Origin of the sequence: Achromobacter deleyi (assembly GCF_016127315.1) — a bacterium.
Classification (GTDB): Bacteria; Pseudomonadota; Gammaproteobacteria; order Burkholderiales; family Burkholderiaceae_B; genus Achromobacter; species Achromobacter insuavis_A.
On sequence record NZ_CP065997.1, the window covers coordinates 5,750,257 to 5,770,072 of the forward strand.

A 19,816-nucleotide genomic window follows, 5' to 3' on the forward strand; every position below is an offset into this window, starting at 1 on the left:
TGGTGGAAGCGTCAGTTTTTTGTTTGAAGCGCTAAAAGGCTGACCGTTGTTTGGGTCAAGTTTGCAAATACTATTGCAGCGGGAAGCCAGGCTTGCAGAGCCACGACAAGCCCAATATCATTACCTGAAAAATCAAAAAATTCAATTTCAACAACAGAATTGAGCTTATAAAATGAAATCAATTAAAGATAAGTATAATATTTTATCCCCAAAAATAGACTCAATTACCGACATAATCGTACTTTCCCACGCTTGGAAGAAAGCTCACACTTATATTAGAAATCACAATTCTTATGCAGACAATTTGCATTTAGATTGCTCGGCAATCGAGCTGGAGCACCACCTAATTCAGTTGGCAAACTCAGTACGCGACGGAAGCTACAAGACCTTTCCGCTGAGGATGATACCGGCCCCCAAGTCCGCACTTTGGGCCTTTTCCGCGGACGATTGGGTACCGGATAATCAAAGCGAGTCTGCGATCATGAGGCCCCTAGCTCATGTTCTCATGCGAGATCAAGTCATTTCCACTGCCCTCATGCTTTGCGTTGCAGAATGCATTGAGTCTGCCCAGGGCGAACCCGGAACAAATGACAACTATAAAAAACACAAAACCTATAGCTATGGAAATCGATTGCACTGCAAATACGATAAAGAAGGACTCGCGGAATTTTCCTGGGGAAATTCTGAAACTTATAGCAAATTTTCAGAAGATTATAAGAGCTTCGTATCCAGACCAGCCGCAACCGCAGAAGCCCTTACGATAAAAAGCGAAGAAAACACATACGTTATAAAACTAGACATATCTTCATTCTACGACAACATTGATATTGAATTTCTCATAAATACAATAAAATCAGAGTATGATTTCTTTCGACTAAAACATCAACGACCGGAGGCAGATGAAGATTTCTGGAACATTGCAAGAGCAATTCTTAAATTCGAATGGAATAAATATGCAAAGACCTACATTCCTATATTAAGAAATAAAAAACTCCCAAAGGGCTTGCCGCAAGGATTAACCTCCTCCGGCTTCTTCGCAAACGCATATTTACTAAAATTTGACAGGGCTATAGCCTCATCTTTAAATACGACGCTATACCACGACAACACCAGAATAGAAATTATTGACTATTGCCGATATGTCGACGACTTAAGACTGGTAGTTTCCACATCGGCAAAGATCAGCGAACCTTCGCTAGGTGCTCTGGTAGAAAACTGGGCTCAAGATTTTTTGGATAAACAAACATCTCAGACCCAACGACTGTCTTTTAATTCCTCTAAGACCGAAGCTGAATTGTTCTCCTACTCCGGACGACTAACTGGTGTTGCGGCGACAATGAATGCTCTACAGGCTCAGTTAAGCGGGCCATTTGATCTCAACTCTCTCGTCCAGACAGAAGCAGGGCTAAATGGACTGTTGGCCACTGCGGAACTAGGATTTCATATACAGGCCAACAAAAGTCTCCACAATTCCCGCTCCCCTCTTGCAGCGATAGCTCGCCCCAAAAATGAAGTCAAAGACGACACACTGACACGATTCTCCGCCTATCGCCTCTCCAAGGTTCTCAGAGAAAAGCGTATTTTTAGTGATTTAAGCAGTGAAGTAGATGGAGTTAGCGCAAGGAGGGCTCTAGAATATGAATTTGAAGCTCTTTCGAGAAGGCTGATAGGAATTTGGTTATTCAATCCTTCTCAAGTTCAAGTTCTTAAATACGCACTAAATACCTTCCCCTCAGCAGAACTTATCGAACCAATTCTGACTGAATTGAAAAATGCGGCATTTATAAATACGCATTTACACGCAAAATGTCACGCATTTTATATTATCACCGAAATATTTAGAGCCGCTGCAACAGAAACGGGATTTTGGATAGAAGAGGACTCAAGTTTCTCCGTTGGAGATTTACCTGAGTACAGAAATACACTAATCAATTGCGCACGGGAACTGCTATCCAATGAGCAAACCCCTTGGTATGCAGTACAACAAGCCTCATTTTTCCTAAGCACAAGAAAAATACGGCACACTCTCCCTAGAAAATCAATTTACAGAAACCACATCCTACTACAAGGATACCTATTTCCGAGCTATAGGATACATTTCAAACCCGATCCGAACAGATTCTCCGGAATATCTATAATCGGTCACCAGATAAAACAAGATACGCATCATCACCAAAAATGGTTTGAAAATTATTCAAAATCCATAACCGCCGACGACCTATCCTCGGCGATGAAGACCATATGTGATCTCGATTACTCTCTAGCAGAAGAAATAATTACATCACATCAAAATAGAATTATATCTTTACCTCACGAAGTTCCAGAACATCTCAAAATCTATGCAGAGTCCCGATGGTTTGCCATGAAAGACCAACTCCCTACAGGAGAGTGGATATCTCTAGCAGATGCCATGATGCATATCTCGTCGCCCTTCGGCTCTGAAAATGCGTTACTCACGCTAGCCCTCGGAATATGTCGATCAGATTTTTTTGAGACCCATGATTACTCAAATCTAAGTCCCATATCCATCGAAATAAGAGTAAAAAAATGGGCAGACCTTGAGAGACTAAATTCTCGAACCTTAGAAGTTCAAAAAAAATCACATTTCGTACCTATTGACCCACATTACATCACTCCGTCGTGGATAAAAAAGACGCATGAGTGGCAATACGCGTTGGGCCGAATTCTTAGATCACTGGCAATAGGAGAGCCTGACTTTACAGCGCGATCATGGATTCTACGAGCGGATCATCAAAAATATCACGGGCTGAAAACTAGCTGGGACAAACGCCGGATTGGTATATCACATGACCCCTACAATCTGGGTGCCACCACATCTGCTTTTACCCCATGGATTTCTGAATTAATTACCAATCTTTTGGCGTGGCCAGGAAGAATGAGCTCACCTAGAGAAATTCCCAATCTCGCGGGAGACTTTAGCAAGGATGAACTCATATCGGTATTAAGGAAACGCATCGCACACCAACGAGCACTATTTGGAAAAAGTTCCAACCTACCCGTTTATGAATACCCTATTTCCTGGAAACTCCGAGATTCCAGAAAGCTGCGGATCCTAATGATCCAAGGATTAATGCCGGCAGTCGCAGATTTTTCGAGCGGTTTGAGCACGTTAGACACCGACTCATATAGGGGTCGGCATCGGGACCATTTAGCTAGTATCCTGAAGATTGCTCACAATAAAATATTGGCCCGACAAGCCATATTGAAGAAAGAAGACGGCCCAGATATTGATCTAGTTCTAATTCCAGAGTATGGGGTTCACCCCGATGATCAAGACCTTTTGCGATCATTCTCTGATGCAACTGGGGCGATAATTTTCTTCGGAATTGTTGGCGCCAAGCACCCAAGAAATTCCGACACATATATAAACACGGCCAGATGGTTAATCCCAAACAGAGCGGGCACCCGCCGCTCCTGGATTCGTATAGACCAAGGAAAGAAAACTCTAACGCCCGAAGAAGCAAAATTACCCCAAATAATTGGATGGCGACCTCACCAAGTTCTAGTGAAGTTAGTTTTCTCCGACCAGGATTTTTATCGCATAAGTGGGGCTATCTGCTACGATGCGACCGACCTTTCTCTAGCTGCCGACTTGCGCGATCTCACGCACACTTTTGTCGTACTTGCGATGAACAACGACATAAAAACCTTCGATGGTATGGTCAGCGCTCTCCGATATCACATGTATCAACATATCGTTATTGCGAATACTGGTGAGTTCGGAGGGTCTACAGCGCAAGCTCCCTATGACTTGGAGCACAAGCGACAGATTGCTCACATACACGGCTCGGGCCACATCACGGCAACCATTTTTGATATACCTATTGACGATTTTGGCCCAAAATCTCAGATGGGACAGACAACGGTATCCAAAGAGGAAATCAAAATAAAAATTGGAAAAACGCCACCCGCAGGACTAAATATTCGTAAAAGATCTGCGCAAGAGCTCTGAATCCAACAACAGCAACTACGGCAGCAACCTCCCTGAATCACTCCGCCGTCCATGAACACAGATAATACTCGGACGAGGAGCTTCGTGGATAAGTCGAAACCCAGTAGCAATCAGACCAACCGAGTGCTAGAAGCAATGCTTCTAAGTTACCCTCCCATCCAAAGCCCAATAATTTATATTTATTATAATGATAGATCCAGCTCAACAAATACACGACTCACGATCAAAGCTTATACGCGCGCTAGCAACTAACCAGTCCCATCTAACTTGCATACGGCTTTGGAGCATCTTCATCCGAATGCGTGACGGAACTAACTGCCTGCAATGTGGAAGCAAGCAGGACCTTGCAGCCCATCATATTTTCCGCAAGAGCTTCCTTCCGTCTGCCCGGTATGAACCGGGAAATGGAATCACTCTCTGCCGCAGATGCCACAAGGAACTGCATAGCGGCTTCAATGGTAGGCCCAACATGCAACTACCTATGGATGCGCAGGGGGGAGAAAAAGCTGAAGATATTTCGCTGATGTTGAACCTTCTCGTCATGAAGAGCCGCGAACACAAGCATCATGTCGAAGAATGGTATTATTTAAGCAAGTCGACTTTGAGTACGATTAACATGCTTCAAGGATTCGATAGTGATGTGCGGCTTGACACTTCGCGAATAGAACAGGCATACATAGTGTGGAACCAAGCATCACTGCCCACAAGAAATGCAATCCTTAAAGCTAACGGCTTTGCGTCAACAAATGATGCCACTGCACCCTGACATCCCTATCGTATATTGCAATTAATCAAGCCCCCCCGCAAGGGTACACGTAGAATCCAAACTGTGATCTTGCTGATGATTTTAGTTGCAATGCAAAAAGGTAGCCATGAATGAGGAAAAATTACTAATACATCTGAGCTCCGAACAGATTTCCAGGTTGAAGCTTGAGGCTGTCCGAGATCGCCCTTATGCAGGGCGCATCAGTGTTGTACTGGCCATTCGCTTGCTGGACAGGTCAAACCCTTATTTCGATAAATTTGCAGTGTTAGATGAGTTGGATTATTTGGAAGGCATACGCTCAACAACACGAACAAAGCCAGAAGCATCCTTTAAGCACTCTGCTCTTAAACCGTTTCTCCACAAGCATTTCTCTTCTAGCAAGCACCTTTTCAAGAATATTGAGATCCGATGGAATTTAGTGGCAGGAGGAAATAAGGACTTTGACCGACTTATTAGCGAAGTGGCGCAGGAGCATGGTGATAATTTTGACCAATGGGTAGGTAATCTGACGCATCGCTTGGTTATCGACGGCTACGAGGAAAGAGCAAAGCGGGGGCTAACTGGAGACTGGATAATATATACGCAGCACGAAAGTATGAATTATTATTTAGATCTCGCTACGCACGAAGAGGGCATTGGTGAACGCGCAAACGATTTGGCTAGGAAACTGCGAGATGGATGTGAAGCAGAGTTCCCATTTCTTTTCGATTCGCCCCTAGCCTAAACAGCAATTCCATTAATTCCCGGCGCGGCCGCCTTCTGAATCGGCTCGATCTGCCCCAGTGCATTGCCCCTGATGCGCGGCTCGCGCGCCAACGCCTGCCGGCGCAATGCACCGGCTGGCGGAATCGGTGGCAGTTCGGGCAGTCGCGTGCTGCTTCGCGCCCCGCCCCAAGAAGCCTCAACGCCGCCCCGGCAACATCCGCACCAACGTGTTATCCCGAAACACATAATGATGCAACAACGCCGCAGCAGCATGCAGCCCCACCAGGAAATACCCCACCGTAGCCAAGGTCTCATGCAGCTCCTTGACCTGATCCGCCAAGGCCTGGTCCGGCCCCACCAGCGCCGGAACCTCCAACCCAAACAACGGAATCACCTTCCCCCCCGCGCTGAGCGTCAGCCACCCCAGAATCGGCGTGACGATCATGAACGCATACAGCGCGTAATGCATCAGCCGTGAAAGCACATCCTGCCACCTCGGCATCGGCGGACGCACGCCAGGCGCCGCACCCGAAGCCACCCGAATAGCCGCCCGCAGAACCACCAACCCGATCACACACAACCCCAGCGAGAAATGCAGCGCCTTGATGTTGTCGTACAGATCGGTGCCTTTGGTGGCCAGCCCTCGCAATTCCATACAGGCGTAGACCAATGCCAGGACGACGAGCATGAGCCAGTGCATGGCGATCACCAGGCCTGCGTACTGAGTATCGGAGCTCTTGATTTTCATGTTTCTTCCTTGTCGTCAAAGCGCGCTACGGACAGCCTGGTTCGAGATTCGCCCTGCCCTCGGCGCCCTGCATGGGCGCGTCGGGAGGTCTCCAGGGATCAACATGGGTCATCACGTTCAATACACGATGCCGCTGCATGACGCGCTGGCGCGCTTGCACGGCGATCTTGTGGCCTTCGTCGACGGTCAGCCCGGCGTCGATTTCCAGGTGAGCGTCGACGACGATCATCTCCCCCATTTTTCGGGTGCGAATATCGTGTACGCCTTGAACGCCTGAGGTGTCCAGCAAGGTGCGCTGGATCGCGGCGGCTTCGTCCCGAAGCCTGAACGGTTGATGAACATGGATTAGCGGGGCATTGCGCCCCGCTCATGGTCCGGCCCGTAATGAGACGTACTGATCAGGTCAACATCAACGCGCCGCGCTCACGCGGCTGGGCGGCAACGTCCCCGCGTCGCGCGGCATCCTCGCTCAAGCGGAACACACCGACCGCTCTCACCAACGCATGCGCCTGGTCCTGCATCGAGCCCGCTGCAGCCGCGGCCTCTTCGACCAGCGCGGCATTCTGCTGGGTCACTTCGTCCATCTGCGACACCGCGCGGTTGACTTGCTCGATGCCGGAGGCCTGTTCCTGCGATGCCGCGGCGATCTCGCCCATGATGTCCGTCACGCGCTTCACCGAGGCGACCACATCCTGCATCGTGGTGCCTGCGTTTTCCGCGTGGTTGGCGCCTTCGGCCACTTTGCTGACGGACGCTTCGATCAGCGTCTTGACCTCGCGCGCGGCCTGCGCGCTGCGTTGCGCCAACGATCGCACCTCGCCCGCGACCACCGCGAAGCCCTTGCCCTGCTCGCCCGCCCTGGCCGCTTCAACGGCGGCGTTCAGCGCCAGGATATTGGTCTGGAACGCGATCCCATCGATCACCGAAACAATCTCGGAAATCTTGCGCGAGCTGGCGGAAATATCCCCCAGTATCCTCCATCGTGCTGACCACCGCCGACACCACGGCGCCGCCCCGCTGGGCCACTTCGGAAGCGCTTGCCGCCAGTTGATTGGCCTGGCGCGCGTTGTCGGCATTCTGCTTGACGGTCGACGCCAGTTCTTCCATCGATGCAGCGGTTTCTTCCAGCGACGCGGCCTGCTCTTCGGTTCGGCTGGACAAGTCCGTGTTGCCGGCCGCAATCTGCCCCGCTGCGCTGGATATGGTCTCAGACCCCGCCCGAATGGTCCGAACAGCGCCGGCCAGCTTGCCCTGCATGTCATGCAACGCACGCAGCAGTCGGCCGGTTTCATCCCGGGTGCCCGCGTGGATGGGTTGACCCAGGTCGCCACGCGCCACCGTCTCGGCCACCGACACTGCCTGCGCAAGCGGCGCCGTGATCGACTTGGACACCCTCCACGCGAACAGGCCGCCCAGCACCACGGCCATGGCCGACAGGATCAGGTTCAACATGCCCGCGTTGTCGATCACCCGCTGGCTGTCGGCGCCGGCGTCCACCATCTCGGCGGATTGAATCCGGGAAATCTCCACGACGCGGTCTTGCAGGCTGTCCAGAAGCGGAAGGGTCTCTTCCAGCAAGCGCTGGCGAGCGGCGTCGCGCTCATTACTCTTGAGGAGTGCGCCCACGCCCTGGAATGACTTCACATAGCGACCGCGCACGTCTTCCAATAACCGCAACTGCAGGCGTTCATCGTCGGTGCGGAACAACGGCCGCAGGGTCTCCACGACAACGAGGTATGCCCTACGTTGCGTTCATTTCCTTCTCTTTCTCCTTCTTCATCTTCTCCTTGTCCTTCTTGGCTCCATCGTGATGAGACTTGATGGCGAGAAACATGCCCGTGCCCAACACCAGGAGCTTGAACGTACCGAAGATTACAGGGACCCAAAAATTCATCATTTCCTCAAAACGCTGCGGCGGCAGCTGCATGTACTGCGCGAGGGCCAGTCAAGGCCGAACGGGCGATGGCCGTGAGGACCACGAAGCGCATCAGCCCGATTCAGCGCGGTGAGCGCCCTACTCCCTACAAGCGTCGAATTCTACCGCCGAATCCATACAAACTCTTGAATGATTATTTATGTATGTTTTTTATTCCCATACAAAGGATATAAAAACCATACATAAAGCTCGCGCGGCGAAGGGGCACGGCTCAACCCGCGCCTGGCGCGCCGCCTGGGGACACCACCCACCGTTCAGCTCAGGGCGGTTAACAGTGCGTCTGTGGTGACGACGGTGCAGTACTCACCGTCCAGGTTGGCAAGCGACATGGCGTGGACATCTTCGGCGCTTCGCGGTGTCCCGTTCCAGTCTGTCCGAGCGAACGTGAAACAGCCGTCAGCCACCAGCCACGCCTGCAAGCCAAGGTTGCCGGCCATGCGGACCGTTGCCTCGACTGAATTGTTCGTGATGACGCCCGCCACGACCAACGTGTCGTGGCCATGGGCGCGAAGCCTCTTTTCCAGGTCGGTGCCGAGGAACGCGCTGTTCGTCTGCTTGGGAATGATCGGCTCGCCAGCGATGGGCGCTATCTCGGGCTTGAATTCATGCCCTGGCTGGCCCGGCCGATAGTGAGACGCGGGATCCGTGGAGTCATGCCGGACGTGCCAGACCGGCCACCCCAGGGCGCGCCAATGGGCAAGGAGCCGACCGACTTGGCGCTCGGCATCGGGATTGTTTCGTTCGCCCCAGCTTGGGTGGTCAATCGCGCGCTGCAGGTCAATCAGCAGAAGCACGGCACCGCGTGGGGAAAGTGGGGAGCGCATGTGGACAGGCCGGAGGTTTTCGAATCGATCGGCGGGTCGAGACGGGGCCGAAAAGCCGAGCGAAGCCGACTATACCGCAGGACCACCACGGTCGCCGCGCGACATTTTCGGACGCGCCCGATGGTCTCTCGCGACAAGTCCAGGACCTTCATCGGCTGCGCCCGCGCCTGCGTGGCAGCGCTGCCTTGCAGGCGCGTGGGCCAGGTTCGGCCGACGATTTACGTTCGCGGCTTATGTTCGCGATTGCCCATCGCGCGGCGCGCAAGCAACGGCCCACGCATCGGGGCCATTGAGCCAGGAGATCAGGTCAGCATCAGGGCACCGCGCTCGCGCGGCGGGGCGCCGGCGTCCTCGCGCCGCGCGGCATCCTCGCTCAAGCGGAACACGCCGACCGCGCCCACCAATGCATGAGCCTGGTCCTGCATCGCGCCCGCCGCCGCCGCGGCTTCTTCGACCAGCGCGGCATTCTGCTGGGTCACTTCGTCCATCTGCGACACCGCGCGGTTGACCTGCTCGATGCCGGTGGCCTGTTCTTGCGATGCCGCGGCGATCTCGCCCATGATGTCCGTCACTCGCTTCACCGAGGCGACCACCTCGTGCATCGTGGTGCCTGCGTTCTCCGCCTGGCCAGCGCCCTCGGCCACCTTGCTCACGGACGCTTCGATCAGCGTCTTGACCTCGCGCGCGGCCTGCGCGCTGCGTTGCGCCAACGACCGCACCTCGCCCGCGACCACCGCAAAGCCCTTGCCCTGCTCGCCCGCCCTGGCCGCTTCAACGGCGGCGTTCAGCGCCAGGATATTGGTCTGGAACGCAATCCCGTCGATGACCGAGACAATCTCGGAAATCTTGCGCGAACTGGCGGAAATATCCTCCATCGTGCTGACCACCGCCGACACCACGACGCCGCCCCGCTGGGCCACTTCGGAAGCGCTTGCCGCCAGTTGATTGGCCTGGCGCGCGTTGTCGGCATTCTGCTTGACGGTGGACGCCAGTTCTTCCATCGATGCGGCGGTTTCTTCCAGTGACGCGGCCTGCTCTTCGGTCCGGCTGGACAAGTCCGTGTTGCCGGCCGCAATCTGCCCTGCTGCGCTGGATATGGTTTCGGACCCGGCCCGAATGGTCCGAACCGCGCCGGCCAGCTTGTCCTGCATGTCGTGCAGCGCGCGCAGCAGTCGGCCGGTTTCATCCCGGGTGCCCGCGTGGATGGGTTGACCCAGGTCGCCACGCGCCACGGTCTCCGCCACCGCAACTGCCTGGGCAAGCGGCGCCGTAATCGACTTGGCCACCCGCCACGCGAAAAAGCCGCCCAGCACGATGGCCATGGCCGACAAGATCAGATTCAACGTGCCCGCGTTGTCGATGACCGTCTGGCTGGCGGCGCCGGCGTCCACCATCTCGGCAGATTGAATCCGGGAGATCTCGATGACGCGGTCTTGCAGGCCGTCCAGCAGCGGGAGGGTCTCTTCCAGCAAGCGCTGGCGAGCGGCGTCGCGCTCGCCGCTCTTGAGGAGCGCGCCCACTCCCTGGAATGACTTCACGTAGCGGCCGCGCACGTCTTCCAATAGCCGCAACTTCAGGCGTTCATCTTCGGTGTGGAACAACGGCCGCAGGGTCTCCAGCGCCTGGTCGATCGCCTTACGGTTGGTGTCGATGCGAGCAAACAGCGTTTCGGCGGCGCGGGGGTCTGTGTTGACGATCAGCTCGAGATTCGCGCGGGCATTGGCGCGGGTCGTCACGTCAATAATGTTGATGGCGTTTGCTTTGGCCCAAGTCTGTTCTGTGATGGCTCGGTTGATGGCGCCGATGTTGGACAGTTCGTATTGCGACAGGCCGGTTAGCGCCAGTAATAGGGCTAGTACGGTGCCGAAACCCAGGGTCAGGCGGGTGCCAATGGAGAGATTGCTAAACAGGTTGCCAATAGTGAAACGCGAGCGCATGAATTTGTATTACGACGAAGGGAAAACCCTAGTGTAAAAATCATGGCGTATATCGCAACGAGGTTATGAGGGAGATTTGAGATTTCGCATGGCGGGGGGAAATTTTTTGTGGCTGCCAGGCCTGTCGGGGTCGTGAGGAGGTCAAATGCCTTCAGTAGCCATTCCACGCAAGGACGGAATACCGGCGCTGAAAATATGGCGCCAGACTGCAATACCATAGATGCCCCACTCGAGGAAACCGACATGACATCGCAGGCACAACGCTTCCTGGACCATCTCGCCGTTCATGGCTGGACGGTGCTGCGCACCACGCCCACCGCGACGCCAGCGGCCGTGCCGTTCGAAGCGTACGGCTATGGCGCTTTCCTGGCGACATTCACCGAATTGCACAACGCGGATCAAACACGCTGGTTCCTGAGCGCAGCCGACCATGACGGCACGGCGAACAGCGCCTTTCCTTGGCACACCCTGCGCGATATCAGCCTGGAGGCTGCGCTGGACGACGCCGGCCGGCACGCGGTCCTGGACTTCTGGCAACAGCACACACCGATCTACATGAGCGTTGCCGGCGATTACGAATTCCTGGCGATAGAACACGACTCGGGCCGCATCGTGCACGGCATCGAGCCGGAATTCGAGGACATCCGCGTCGTTTCCCCGAATCTCGAGGCCCTGTTCGAAGACATGATTGCCGGCCGTGCCACGGCGGCGTTTCTGGCGTAACACCGTATGCAACAGCCTACGCAGCCCCATATGCCGCCCGATCTGAAGGCGTATACCCACGACGGCATTCCCGCTCAGGAAACTTGGCTGGATTGTGCAATCGCCGACGGCGGCCGGCTGCGCGTGGTGCTGCTTGCGGCCGATCCGCAGGCGGCGATACCGTTGCTGGCGCGAGCCCGCTCGATCGCCCAAGCTTTGGCCGCGCACCGCGACGCGGCGCTGCATTTCCTCTGGCGCGCGGGGCGCGACAGCGGCGACCCCGAAGATGCCCCCGCGGCGTTCCTCGAACACTTCGTGCCATCGGACTTGGTCGTCTCGACTGACGGGGGTTACGTGCTGCACCTGGCGACGCGCGACGCTACCTGGTTCATGGATGGCTATTGGCCGTCCGTGCAGTTTGCCGTAGACGATGTGCCGATAGCCTGGGTCTGCGAATCCTGACCTAGGCCGTCGCTTTTCGCTGACGTTTTCTGACCCTTTGTTCGAGCTGTCGACGTTCAATGGCGGCACTTACGGGATCGATTATCTATACAGATTTGCAGGCCCATTCGCCAGATGGCCGCTCATGGCCGGCAAGCGTCCGCTCGCCGGCCGGGATACATCAAACCTCTGTTTGTTCAGCCATCTCAACAGCATCGTCGACCTGGATGCCAAGGTAGCGAACTGCGCTTTCCACGGGCGTTGTCGCCCCACCTTCTGAACCCTGAGCAATGGCACAAATGGCCATAAAGGTCGGCGTTATTCGTGCATTCATATTTCTCGGAGATTCGTAGAATTTCCCTGATTGATGGATCAGGCCGTTTCAACAGTCGGGCGGCTTTTTCGGTGATTGCAAATCACTTTAACAGACCGAGATTTATTCCATGGACATTTCCAAAGGCATACCTTTGACGACGACGTCGCGCAGCATTGCGGACTTGAATCGTCCGCTCGTGAAACCGCCCGCTAACTTTGCTCATGATTTAGCAGCCTCGGCTGAAGCTCTGCGCAAAGCGGAAGCAGTGGAACGAGGCATAGGTCGCCTTGAGGCCGACAACTCCCCCCAAAATGCCGTTCAGGTTGTCATGAAGGGCGATCAACGCGTCGCGACAATATATAAGTCTGGCGTCGTAGAGGTTACCGATCAATACGCGGAACAATTAAAAGGCTTGAATCTTCCTGGTGATGCATCCAGCAATTTGGGGTCGATTCGTGCAGCAATAATCGCGAAGGCCGTGAACGGGGAGATTTTGGATTTAAAAGCATCTCCTCCTGTCTCTTCACAATCTCGGTTTTCAATAACGGCATAGGATAGAGCCGGTTTGATTTATTTTAAGAGTGCCGCCCGGGGGGCGTATTGGCGCAAAGAATCCTACCGGCAAGCGAAAGACTGATGGAGTGCCTCGCTCACCAGCGGGCCGGCATTTTCCGCGAGACGGCTGGTCGGCAGCTTGGACAAGTAGCTGTACACCCTGTCCTTCAATTCGTGAGGAAGGACGCCGGTGGGGGTGCACCAGACCGTGCCTTGTGTCTGGTCGGCGATGCCGACCACGTAGGCCTGCGCATAGGAGGAAGAAAATTGGCGGCGAAGCGATGCATCGCGGAGCTCTGAGGGCATCCGGCCTTCAAGGGCCGCGACCAGCTCGGCACCCGTAAAGTGCCAGGTCCTGGTTCCCTGTGCCTGGCAGACCGCGCAAGCGGACAGCATGATAACCAGTGGTAGCAATCGCATTGGAAATTCTGCCTCTTTGGCCCGCCTGGCGGCCCTGTCGTGTGCACGCTGTTGTCCTGCTGGACGCAGGTCTGGTCTCAAAGATGCTCGAGTTGATTGCGCGGCTGGAACTCCGGATCCTCTTTGCCTTCCAGCATCGCGTCCACCATGGCCTCGAATGTGCCAGCTGCTTGGCCGAGTGCTTCGGACGCCAGGAATACGGAGCCGCCGTTTCCGACGAGTTCCAGCGCAGCCACCGTTTCTCGTTCGTCTTCCTCGCCCCAGAGATAGTCGTGGACCACTGCCAGGCCACGACCATCCGCCTCGAAAAAATCGGCCGCTCCACGCGCTATCGAAAAAAAGACGATGAGGTCGTGGAGATTCTCTGAATAGGTCAGCGAGCCTGCAACGAAGCGCGTTCCTGTACGATCGTAGGCCGCAACTTTGATGTTCTCGGCCTCCGCGGATGTCAGGATGGCCCCCAGCGCCGCGCGGTTGTCCGCATGGCGAGCCAGCATGGCGTCGCATTCCGCAATGAGCCTGCCCAGATCCTGATTGCTGGAGGCGGCCAGATCCTTGCCTTCGGAGAGATACCACTGGCCGCCGATGGCACGCCAGTCCGACCATCTTGATGCCGCCGGCGCCGGGGCCGCGAGCCATCTGGCAAGATTCTCGCGGGGCATCTGGAGGTTGAGAAAGGCAGAATAGGGTTCGGACATGGCAGCCATCGACTCTCAGGTTCTGATCAACTTTGCTTTTACCAAATAAGGGGTGTCAGGCCAATTCTCGACAAGATTCGTTCAGTTGAGAGGAGGCCCCCATCAATCATCCCCTCCCCCCGCCGACGCATTCCTGGCCTCAGCCAACGCCACCGTCAGATGCATCACCTTCTTCTTCAACTGATCCCTTTCATCCGTCAACCGCGCCAGCAACTCCCGTAGCCGCGCCACCTCGGCAGGCAAATCCGCGATATTCTCGATCGGAATATCCGGCACCGCCTCTTTCGGCGGCGGCGCCTTGGCCTGGCGCACTTCGCGCGCCGCCTGCTGCAATTCCTTCCTGCCCCCCGCCACCGCAGCCGCCTGCCGCTCCTGCGGCAAGGTCGCGACCGCCGCCGCGGCGTTGATGGAGATCGCCCCATCCTTCACCGCCCGCACCAATTCCGGCGCGGCGGCCTTCTGAATCCGCTCGATCTGTCCCAGCGTGTTGCTGCTGATGCGCGCCTCACGCGCCAACGCCTGGCGGCTGAAGGTGGCGGCGGGCGGAATCGGCGGTGGTTCGGGCGGCGGCGTGCTGCCGTCGTCTTCCCATGGCGGCACGCTGCGCGATTGCAGGATCTCCTTCTTGCGCAGCGCCAGCACGCCGCGCTGGAAATCCGACACGCTGCGCCGGCCCAGGTGGTTCTCGATCATCCACAGGTGCACGTCGTCCATGGATTTGAACGAGGTGTTCTGCCGCGTCTCGAAGGGTATGCCGTGCTTCATGCACAGCGCATAGCGGTTGTGGCCGTCGATCAGCAGATCGCCCCACAGCACCAGCGCGTCGCGGCAGCCTTCGGCCAGCAGGCTGCGTTCGAGCGCCTCGCGCTCGTCGTCGGTCAAGGGGTCAATATAGGCGCGCAGGCCTTCGTCAATCCTGATATCCATGGTGTCCAAAAAAATTCAAGCGCCGCCTGTCGCTGGCTAGGCTTGCGGCCCTTCCAGCGCGATGCGCACGGCTTCGAGGCGAGCACGCGGATCCGTTAACGCCAGCAGCCGGACCTTGTCCGCCGCCGGCAGCGGCAGCAGTTCGCACCAGCGGTCAGCGACCCAGGCGCATTCATCCAGCCGGTACGGCGGCGCCACCGGCATGCGATCGGCGGGCACGCCCTCCTGCTGCCATTGCGCCACCAGGCGCCCCAGCGCATCGGCGCAGGGTTGCAGCGGCGCCGGCACGGGGAGCGGCGGGTCATCGTCGATGGGCTCGGTTTCGCCCATCCAAAGACCGTATTTTGCCAGTTGGCTGGAGACCAGGCGAAAGCGGCTCGTCCCCACGCAGCGCAGCTGCAGCAAGGCGGGCATGGGCGCGTCCCAGGCGTCGATGCGGGCCAGGGTGCCGGTGTCGGCCAGGGTTTCCTGGCCTTCGGGCGAGCGGACTTCGTTGCCGGACAGCAGCGCGACCACGCCGAACTCGGTGCCGTCGGCGATGCAGCGGCGGATCATGTCCAGGTAGCGCACTTCGAAGATGCGCAGGTGCAGCACGCCGGCGGGGAACAGCGCGTTGGACAGCGGGAACAGCGGAATGGTCGCCATGGCGGCGCCCTATTTCACGGTGAAGGCGTCGTCGACGGGCACCTGCATGGCGGTGACCAGCGCGTTGGTCTGGGCGGCCATGCCGATGACGGCGAGCAGTTCGGCGTGCTGGCCGTCGGTCATGCCCTTGGCGCGGGCGGCGGCGGTGTGGGAATGGATGCAGTAGGCGCAGCCGTTGGCCGTCGATACCGCGATGTAGATCATCTCGCGCACCAGCGGCGGGATTTCGCCGTCGGCCATCATGACCTGCTTGAGCTGTTCCCAGACGCGCTTGAGCTGGGGCGGGTCGTTGGCCAGGGCGCGCCAGAAGTTATTGACGAAATCGGATTTGCGGGTGACGCGGATGTCTTCAAACACCGCCCACGCCTCGGGGATCTTGCGCGCTTCTTCATCCGACAGCAGATGCACCGTAGCCATATGCCACTCCAACGGGTAAGGGGCCGGGCGGCGGCGTGCCGCCCGCGCAATGTCCCATTGAACTGGAAAGCCCGGCGCGGTTCAAGGCGCGGGGCGTTCAGTAATAGGTCACCCTGACGAGCACCTGGGTCGAGTATTTGCCGATTTTCAGTTCCTTGCCTGGGTCCGGCATCAGCAATGCGGTATAGGTGTGGACCGCCGCGGCGGGGTGGTAGCCGACCAGTTGGCCGAAAGTGCCGATGTCGGCGCGTGAAGGCGGCGCCGGGGCGGGCAGAATGGTGACGGGCAGGTTCGCATTGTCGGCATCGAGTATCTGCATCTTCAGTCCGTTATCGACGCCGTCGTCATTGCTCAGGATGATGGACTGGCCGCCATCGTCGAGGCGCCCTGCCCCTTGCAGGACGAACTGCGCCGCGAGCGGCATCAGGAATTGGGTTTGAGCGTTATCGGGACTGGCGGGCGCGGTCAGGGAGCCGATAGCGCAGGACGGGTTGATTCGGGCGGTGACCGTGAAGGGGTGCTGTTGTGGCAGGGTGCCCGCATAGCCCGTCACCGCCATGACCCCGCCGAACTGCACCAGATTGTCCACACTGACATCGCCGATGCACTGCGGGACGTACTGCATGCGCGTGGCGGAACTGGTGATGAATGGACCGGGCGAACCCCCCGCCCCATAAGCTGCGGCCAGTTTGAATATGGTTGTCGAGGGAACCGGGTAACGCGCCGCTGGAGGGTTATCGTTTACCACCGACAGCTTGGCGACAAGGCTGACGGTTCGCGGGCCCGAAGTCCCTGTGTAAGGAGGGCCGGCCTCGTGGGTTTCCGATATCGGCATAGTCCCCGCGACCAGGTTCGGATACCACGGGTTGCTCTCGTCGCCATTGACGATGATTGCCAGGGCAATCCCGCCTTGGACAAGGCATCGTTCAGCTTGCTGTAGTCGGCGAGCGCGTACAGCTGGGGCGTGGCGGTAACGGCATTACCTAACCTGTCAAAGTAGTGGCATTCATAGTTGATGACATAGGTGATCGTTCTATAGATTTCGGCGCCGACCGGCGGCAGCTTGCCAAGCGTGAAATTCACGGAAGGGATCAACGGGATATTGAAGCCGCCGGAGGAAGTGCATCCTCTTCCCGAGGTCTGTGCCTGCGCCAGGCCCGGCAGTCCCATCAACGCCGCGCAGGAGATGACCAGCATCCCTGCCCTTCGCCTGCCCTTGCGGGCCCAAAGACTCCCGCCGCGGCGAGGGGTTTGCGCCGTGATTGTCGTGTTGTTCATTGATGCGTTCCATTGCCCAGGCTACAGGGTGAAGTCGGCGTCGAGGGCGCGTGCCGATGCCGCAGGCAGATGCCTACCTTGGGATTCTGGGGGAGCCCGGCGGTTGCAGTCGGCGTGACCCATGGCCTGATTTATGCGATCGCGGTTGTTTCGCTATCGCTGGCGCGGTGACGATGCGCCGGCAGACCTGGGCACGACGTCTTTATGCGTTGGGATTTTGCATAGGAAGGATTATCCGAACGTTAACTCCGCGTCGGATCGATCTTGAGCGTGTCCCTGTCTGATCGGACACGTCATCGCGGCGGGCGGCGGCGCGCTGCGATGACCGCTATTGAACGGGAAAGTCCGGCGCCGATCAAGGCGCGGGCAACATCCGCCCCACCCTACGCCGACCTCTGCGCCGGCTTGAACGGATCGAGCGGATAGCGCGGCCGATTGCGCCGCTGGTACGGGAACAGCGAGAAGTCCGAGCTGGTGACGCCGGGGCTGTCGCATTCGATCAGGGCGCACGAGATGGGCACGAACACCGGGCGGCAGTACATGCGCGACTTGACCAGGATGAAGCGGGCGGCGCGCGGGTCGATGCCCAGGCTCTCGAAGACGCCCAGGTCCCAGGGTTCGTGGGTGCGTTCGGTGATGACCAGTTGCGCGGCGCCGATGTCCAGCACGGCGCTGCGGCCCATGCAGGCGGTCTGGCCGGTGTAAGTGGGGCCGGTGATGACGTAGCTGCCGTCGGTGATGGCGCGCACCTCGCCGGTCAGCGTCACCGGCGCGGCGGGTCGGCCGATGGCGGGGATGGGCAGCTTGTTGCCGACCGGCAGTTCGACCCGGGCGCCCTGCCCGGCCGCGATCATGGCGGCGACGGCTTCGGGGTCGCAATACAGGCCGGCGACGATGCCGGTGAGGCCCGCGTCGACGGCGGCCACCAGCACGTCCATGGTGTCGCAGGTGCCGCCGGACATGCAGTTGTCGCCGTGGTCCAGCAGCAGCACGGGACGGTCGGCGCCGCGCGCCAGGGCGATGGCGCGGTCGAGCGAGGCGGCCAGGGGTTCGCTTTCGTAGACGAAGCCGTCGCGGTCGTCCCAGATGGCGGCGGCCAGGCCTGCCGCGACGCGGTCGGCGGCCTCGGCGTCGCCGGCGGCGACCACGATGACGCTCAGGCACGGGTCGGGGATGTCGGCCAGGGCGAAGCCGGCCAGCACGGACACGCCCAGCATGCCGCCGGCCTCGGCCCCGCGGGCGGCCTGGACGGCGCGGCGCATGGCGCCTTCGGCGGTGTTGCTGCGCAGGGTGTGGCTCATGAGCGGCAGGCGGCGCCAGGCCAGGCGCGGGCGCGGGCCGCCCGCCAGCCAGTCGAACAGGAGGCGGCCGGCGTGCTCGCCGGTTTCGTACATGTCGATGTGCGGGTAGGTCTTGAAGCTGACGATGACGTCGGCGTTGTCGATCATCTTTTGCGTGACGTTGCCGTGCAGGTCCAGGGCGACGGCGATCGGCACGCCAGGGGCTTGCTGGCGCAGGCGTTCGAGCAGGTCGCCTTCGCCGTCGTCGGTGGTCTCTACCGCCATGGCGCCGTGCAGGTCGAGCAGCAGCGCGTCGCAGCCGACGGCGGCGGCGACGATGCGGTCGCACAGTTCGCGGTAGGCCTGGCCGTCGACGCGGCCGCTGGGGTAGGCGGTGGCGGACACGGGCGTGACCAGCGTGGCGCCCTGCGCTTCGGCCAAGTCGATGAAGGCGGACATGGCGGTGCGCTTGCCGTGGTTCTCTTCGTAGGCGGCGGCGTCGTAGGTGGGGCCGTCGTTGCCGAAGGCGGACAGCGGCGTGGGCACCGGCGAAAAGGTGTTGGTCTCGTGGTTCATGCGGGCGATCATGACTTTCATGCCTTGCCTCCGTTGTTGCTGTTGTTGTACGGGTCGGGGCGCGCGCCGCCCAGGCCCAGTTTTTCCATGGCTTCGCTGGCCTCGACGATCATGGCGGCGACCTCGGCCACGCTGACCCGCAGGCCGGTGGCGCGGGTTCGCATGTGTTCGTAGGCGGCGCGTTCGTCCAGGCGTTGGTGGTCCATCAGCACGCGGATCGCCTTTTCGATCACGCGGCGCGCCTTGATGGTGCTTTCCAGTTTGTCGATCTTGTTCTGCTGGCGGTTCTGGAACTGCTTGGCCGAGCGCGCCAGCACCAGGGTGCTGAGGATGCCGGCCGAGCGGAACGGCCGCGTCAGCACGCCGTGGGCGTTGGTCTTGAGCAGCTGCTTCAAGGTGGTGGGGGTTTCGTATTCGGACAGCGCGATCAGCGTGGCGTCGACCTCGCTGGCGGACCAGGCGAACGAGTTCTGGCCGCATTGCGAGACCTGGAAGAACACCACGTCGGCGCCGGCCGGCGGCTTGTCGGGGAACGGCCAGACCAGGTGGATGCGGCAGCCGATGCGCTTGAGCTGCTCGACCAGCAGGTCGCGGTCTTCGCCGGGCGGATAGGCCACGGCGACGGCCACGCTGCGCAGGTCTTCGTAGAGGCGGCGGAGGCTATGGTCCATG

19 protein-coding genes and 3 pseudogenes are annotated in these 19,816 nt (G+C 58.4%); 6 read left to right on the forward strand and 16 right to left on the reverse strand.

The genetic code is table 11. The features are described from left to right. Positions 1-172 precede the first annotated feature (172 nt). From I6I07_RS25860 to I6I07_RS25870, 3 genes are all read left to right on the forward strand, one after another. On the forward strand, positions 173-3,973 hold the full coding sequence (locus tag I6I07_RS25860; protein ID WP_198484278.1) for an RNA-directed DNA polymerase: 3,801 nt from the start codon (positions 173-175) through the stop codon (positions 3,971-3,973). Between the two features lie 298 nt (positions 3,974-4,271). Further along, a complete protein-coding gene (locus I6I07_RS25865; RefSeq protein ID WP_198484279.1) occupies positions 4,272-4,739 on the forward strand; it encodes an HNH endonuclease in 468 nt (155 codons plus the stop codon). A gap of 106 nt (positions 4,740-4,845) precedes the next feature. Beyond that, positions 4,846-5,463: a hypothetical protein gene (locus I6I07_RS25870; RefSeq protein WP_198484280.1), complete on the forward strand. Its 618-nt coding sequence runs from the start codon at positions 4,846-4,848 to the stop codon at positions 5,461-5,463. 177 nt (positions 5,464-5,640) lie between these two features. Here the strand turns inward: I6I07_RS25870 and I6I07_RS25875 are convergent, their stop codons facing one another. From I6I07_RS25875 to I6I07_RS25905, 6 genes and pseudogenes are all read right to left on the reverse strand, one after another. Then, positions 5,641-6,192: a cytochrome b gene (locus tag I6I07_RS25875; protein WP_198484281.1), complete on the reverse strand. Its 552-nt coding sequence runs from the start codon at positions 6,190-6,192 to the stop codon at positions 5,641-5,643. 25 nt (positions 6,193-6,217) lie between these two features. Beyond that, positions 6,218-6,505 (reverse strand): annotated as a pseudogene (locus I6I07_RS25880) (cation diffusion facilitator family transporter); the annotation flags it as partial. A gap of 85 nt (positions 6,506-6,590) precedes the next feature. Further along, positions 6,591-7,533: pseudogene (locus I6I07_RS25885) on the reverse strand (methyl-accepting chemotaxis protein); the annotation flags it as partial. A 400-nt stretch (positions 7,534-7,933) separates the two neighbouring features. After that, a complete protein-coding gene (locus I6I07_RS25895) occupies positions 7,934-8,119 on the reverse strand; it encodes a hypothetical protein (RefSeq protein ID WP_006394571.1) in 186 nt (61 codons plus the stop codon). Between the two features lie 263 nt (positions 8,120-8,382). Beyond that, on the reverse strand, positions 8,383-8,922 hold the full coding sequence (locus tag I6I07_RS25900) for a cysteine hydrolase family protein (protein WP_420094525.1): 540 nt from the start codon (positions 8,920-8,922) through the stop codon (positions 8,383-8,385). A 332-nt stretch (positions 8,923-9,254) separates the two neighbouring features. Next, on the reverse strand, positions 9,255-10,889 hold the full coding sequence (locus tag I6I07_RS25905; protein ID WP_198484283.1) for a methyl-accepting chemotaxis protein: 1,635 nt from the start codon (positions 10,887-10,889) through the stop codon (positions 9,255-9,257). Between the two features lie 243 nt (positions 10,890-11,132). Between I6I07_RS25905 and I6I07_RS25910 the strand changes: the two genes are divergently transcribed. Both I6I07_RS25910 and I6I07_RS25915 read left to right on the forward strand, forming a co-directional pair. Then, positions 11,133-11,612, forward strand: coding sequence for a hypothetical protein (locus I6I07_RS25910; RefSeq protein WP_198484284.1), 480 nt, complete (start codon positions 11,133-11,135; stop codon positions 11,610-11,612). 30 nt (positions 11,613-11,642) lie between these two features. Next, positions 11,643-12,053, forward strand: coding sequence for a hypothetical protein (locus tag I6I07_RS25915; RefSeq protein WP_232625748.1), 411 nt, complete (start codon positions 11,643-11,645; stop codon positions 12,051-12,053). A 160-nt stretch (positions 12,054-12,213) separates the two neighbouring features. On the opposite strand, the pseudogene I6I07_RS31760 reads toward I6I07_RS25915, so the two are convergent. Next, a pseudogene (locus tag I6I07_RS31760) lies at positions 12,214-12,294 on the reverse strand (integrase); the annotation flags it as partial. 181 nt (positions 12,295-12,475) lie between these two features. Here I6I07_RS31760 and I6I07_RS25920 point away from each other — a divergent pair. After that, a complete protein-coding gene (locus tag I6I07_RS25920; protein WP_157146250.1) occupies positions 12,476-12,901 on the forward strand; it encodes a hypothetical protein in 426 nt (141 codons plus the stop codon). Between the two features lie 62 nt (positions 12,902-12,963). On the opposite strand, the gene I6I07_RS25925 is transcribed toward I6I07_RS25920, so the two are convergent. From I6I07_RS25925 to I6I07_RS25960, 9 genes are all read right to left on the reverse strand, one after another. Then, positions 12,964-13,323, reverse strand: coding sequence for a Rap1a/Tai family immunity protein (locus I6I07_RS25925; RefSeq protein WP_061071471.1), 360 nt, complete (start codon positions 13,321-13,323; stop codon positions 12,964-12,966). 77 nt (positions 13,324-13,400) lie between these two features. Next, positions 13,401-14,021 (reverse strand): hypothetical protein, encoded by a 621-nt coding sequence (locus I6I07_RS25930; RefSeq protein WP_198484286.1) that lies wholly within the window; start codon positions 14,019-14,021, stop codon positions 13,401-13,403. Between the two features lie 102 nt (positions 14,022-14,123). Then, a complete protein-coding gene (locus I6I07_RS25935; protein ID WP_198487676.1) occupies positions 14,124-14,948 on the reverse strand; it encodes a hypothetical protein in 825 nt (274 codons plus the stop codon). 36 nt (positions 14,949-14,984) lie between these two features. Beyond that, positions 14,985-15,593: an LON peptidase substrate-binding domain-containing protein gene (locus tag I6I07_RS25940; RefSeq protein ID WP_180188391.1), complete on the reverse strand. Its 609-nt coding sequence runs from the start codon at positions 15,591-15,593 to the stop codon at positions 14,985-14,987. 9 nt (positions 15,594-15,602) lie between these two features. Then, positions 15,603-16,010: a carboxymuconolactone decarboxylase family protein gene (locus tag I6I07_RS25945; protein WP_198484287.1), complete on the reverse strand. Its 408-nt coding sequence runs from the start codon at positions 16,008-16,010 to the stop codon at positions 15,603-15,605. Between the two features lie 97 nt (positions 16,011-16,107). After that, a complete protein-coding gene (locus I6I07_RS31765; RefSeq protein ID WP_232625750.1) occupies positions 16,108-16,635 on the reverse strand; it encodes a hypothetical protein in 528 nt (175 codons plus the stop codon). Positions 16,636-16,751: 116 nt separating this feature from the next. Further along, a complete protein-coding gene (locus I6I07_RS31770; protein ID WP_232625752.1) occupies positions 16,752-17,207 on the reverse strand; it encodes a hypothetical protein in 456 nt (151 codons plus the stop codon). 464 nt (positions 17,208-17,671) lie between these two features. Beyond that, positions 17,672-19,165 carry a M81 family metallopeptidase gene (locus tag I6I07_RS25955; protein ID WP_198484288.1) on the reverse strand — a complete coding sequence of 498 codons (1,494 nt, stop codon included), beginning with the start codon at positions 19,163-19,165 and terminating at the stop codon, positions 17,672-17,674. Next, positions 19,162-19,815, reverse strand: coding sequence for an ANTAR domain-containing response regulator (locus tag I6I07_RS25960; RefSeq protein ID WP_198484289.1), 654 nt, complete (start codon positions 19,813-19,815; stop codon positions 19,162-19,164). Before I6I07_RS25960 ends, I6I07_RS25955 begins: the two co-directional genes overlap by 4 nt. Between the last annotated feature and the right edge of the window lies 1 nt (position 19,816).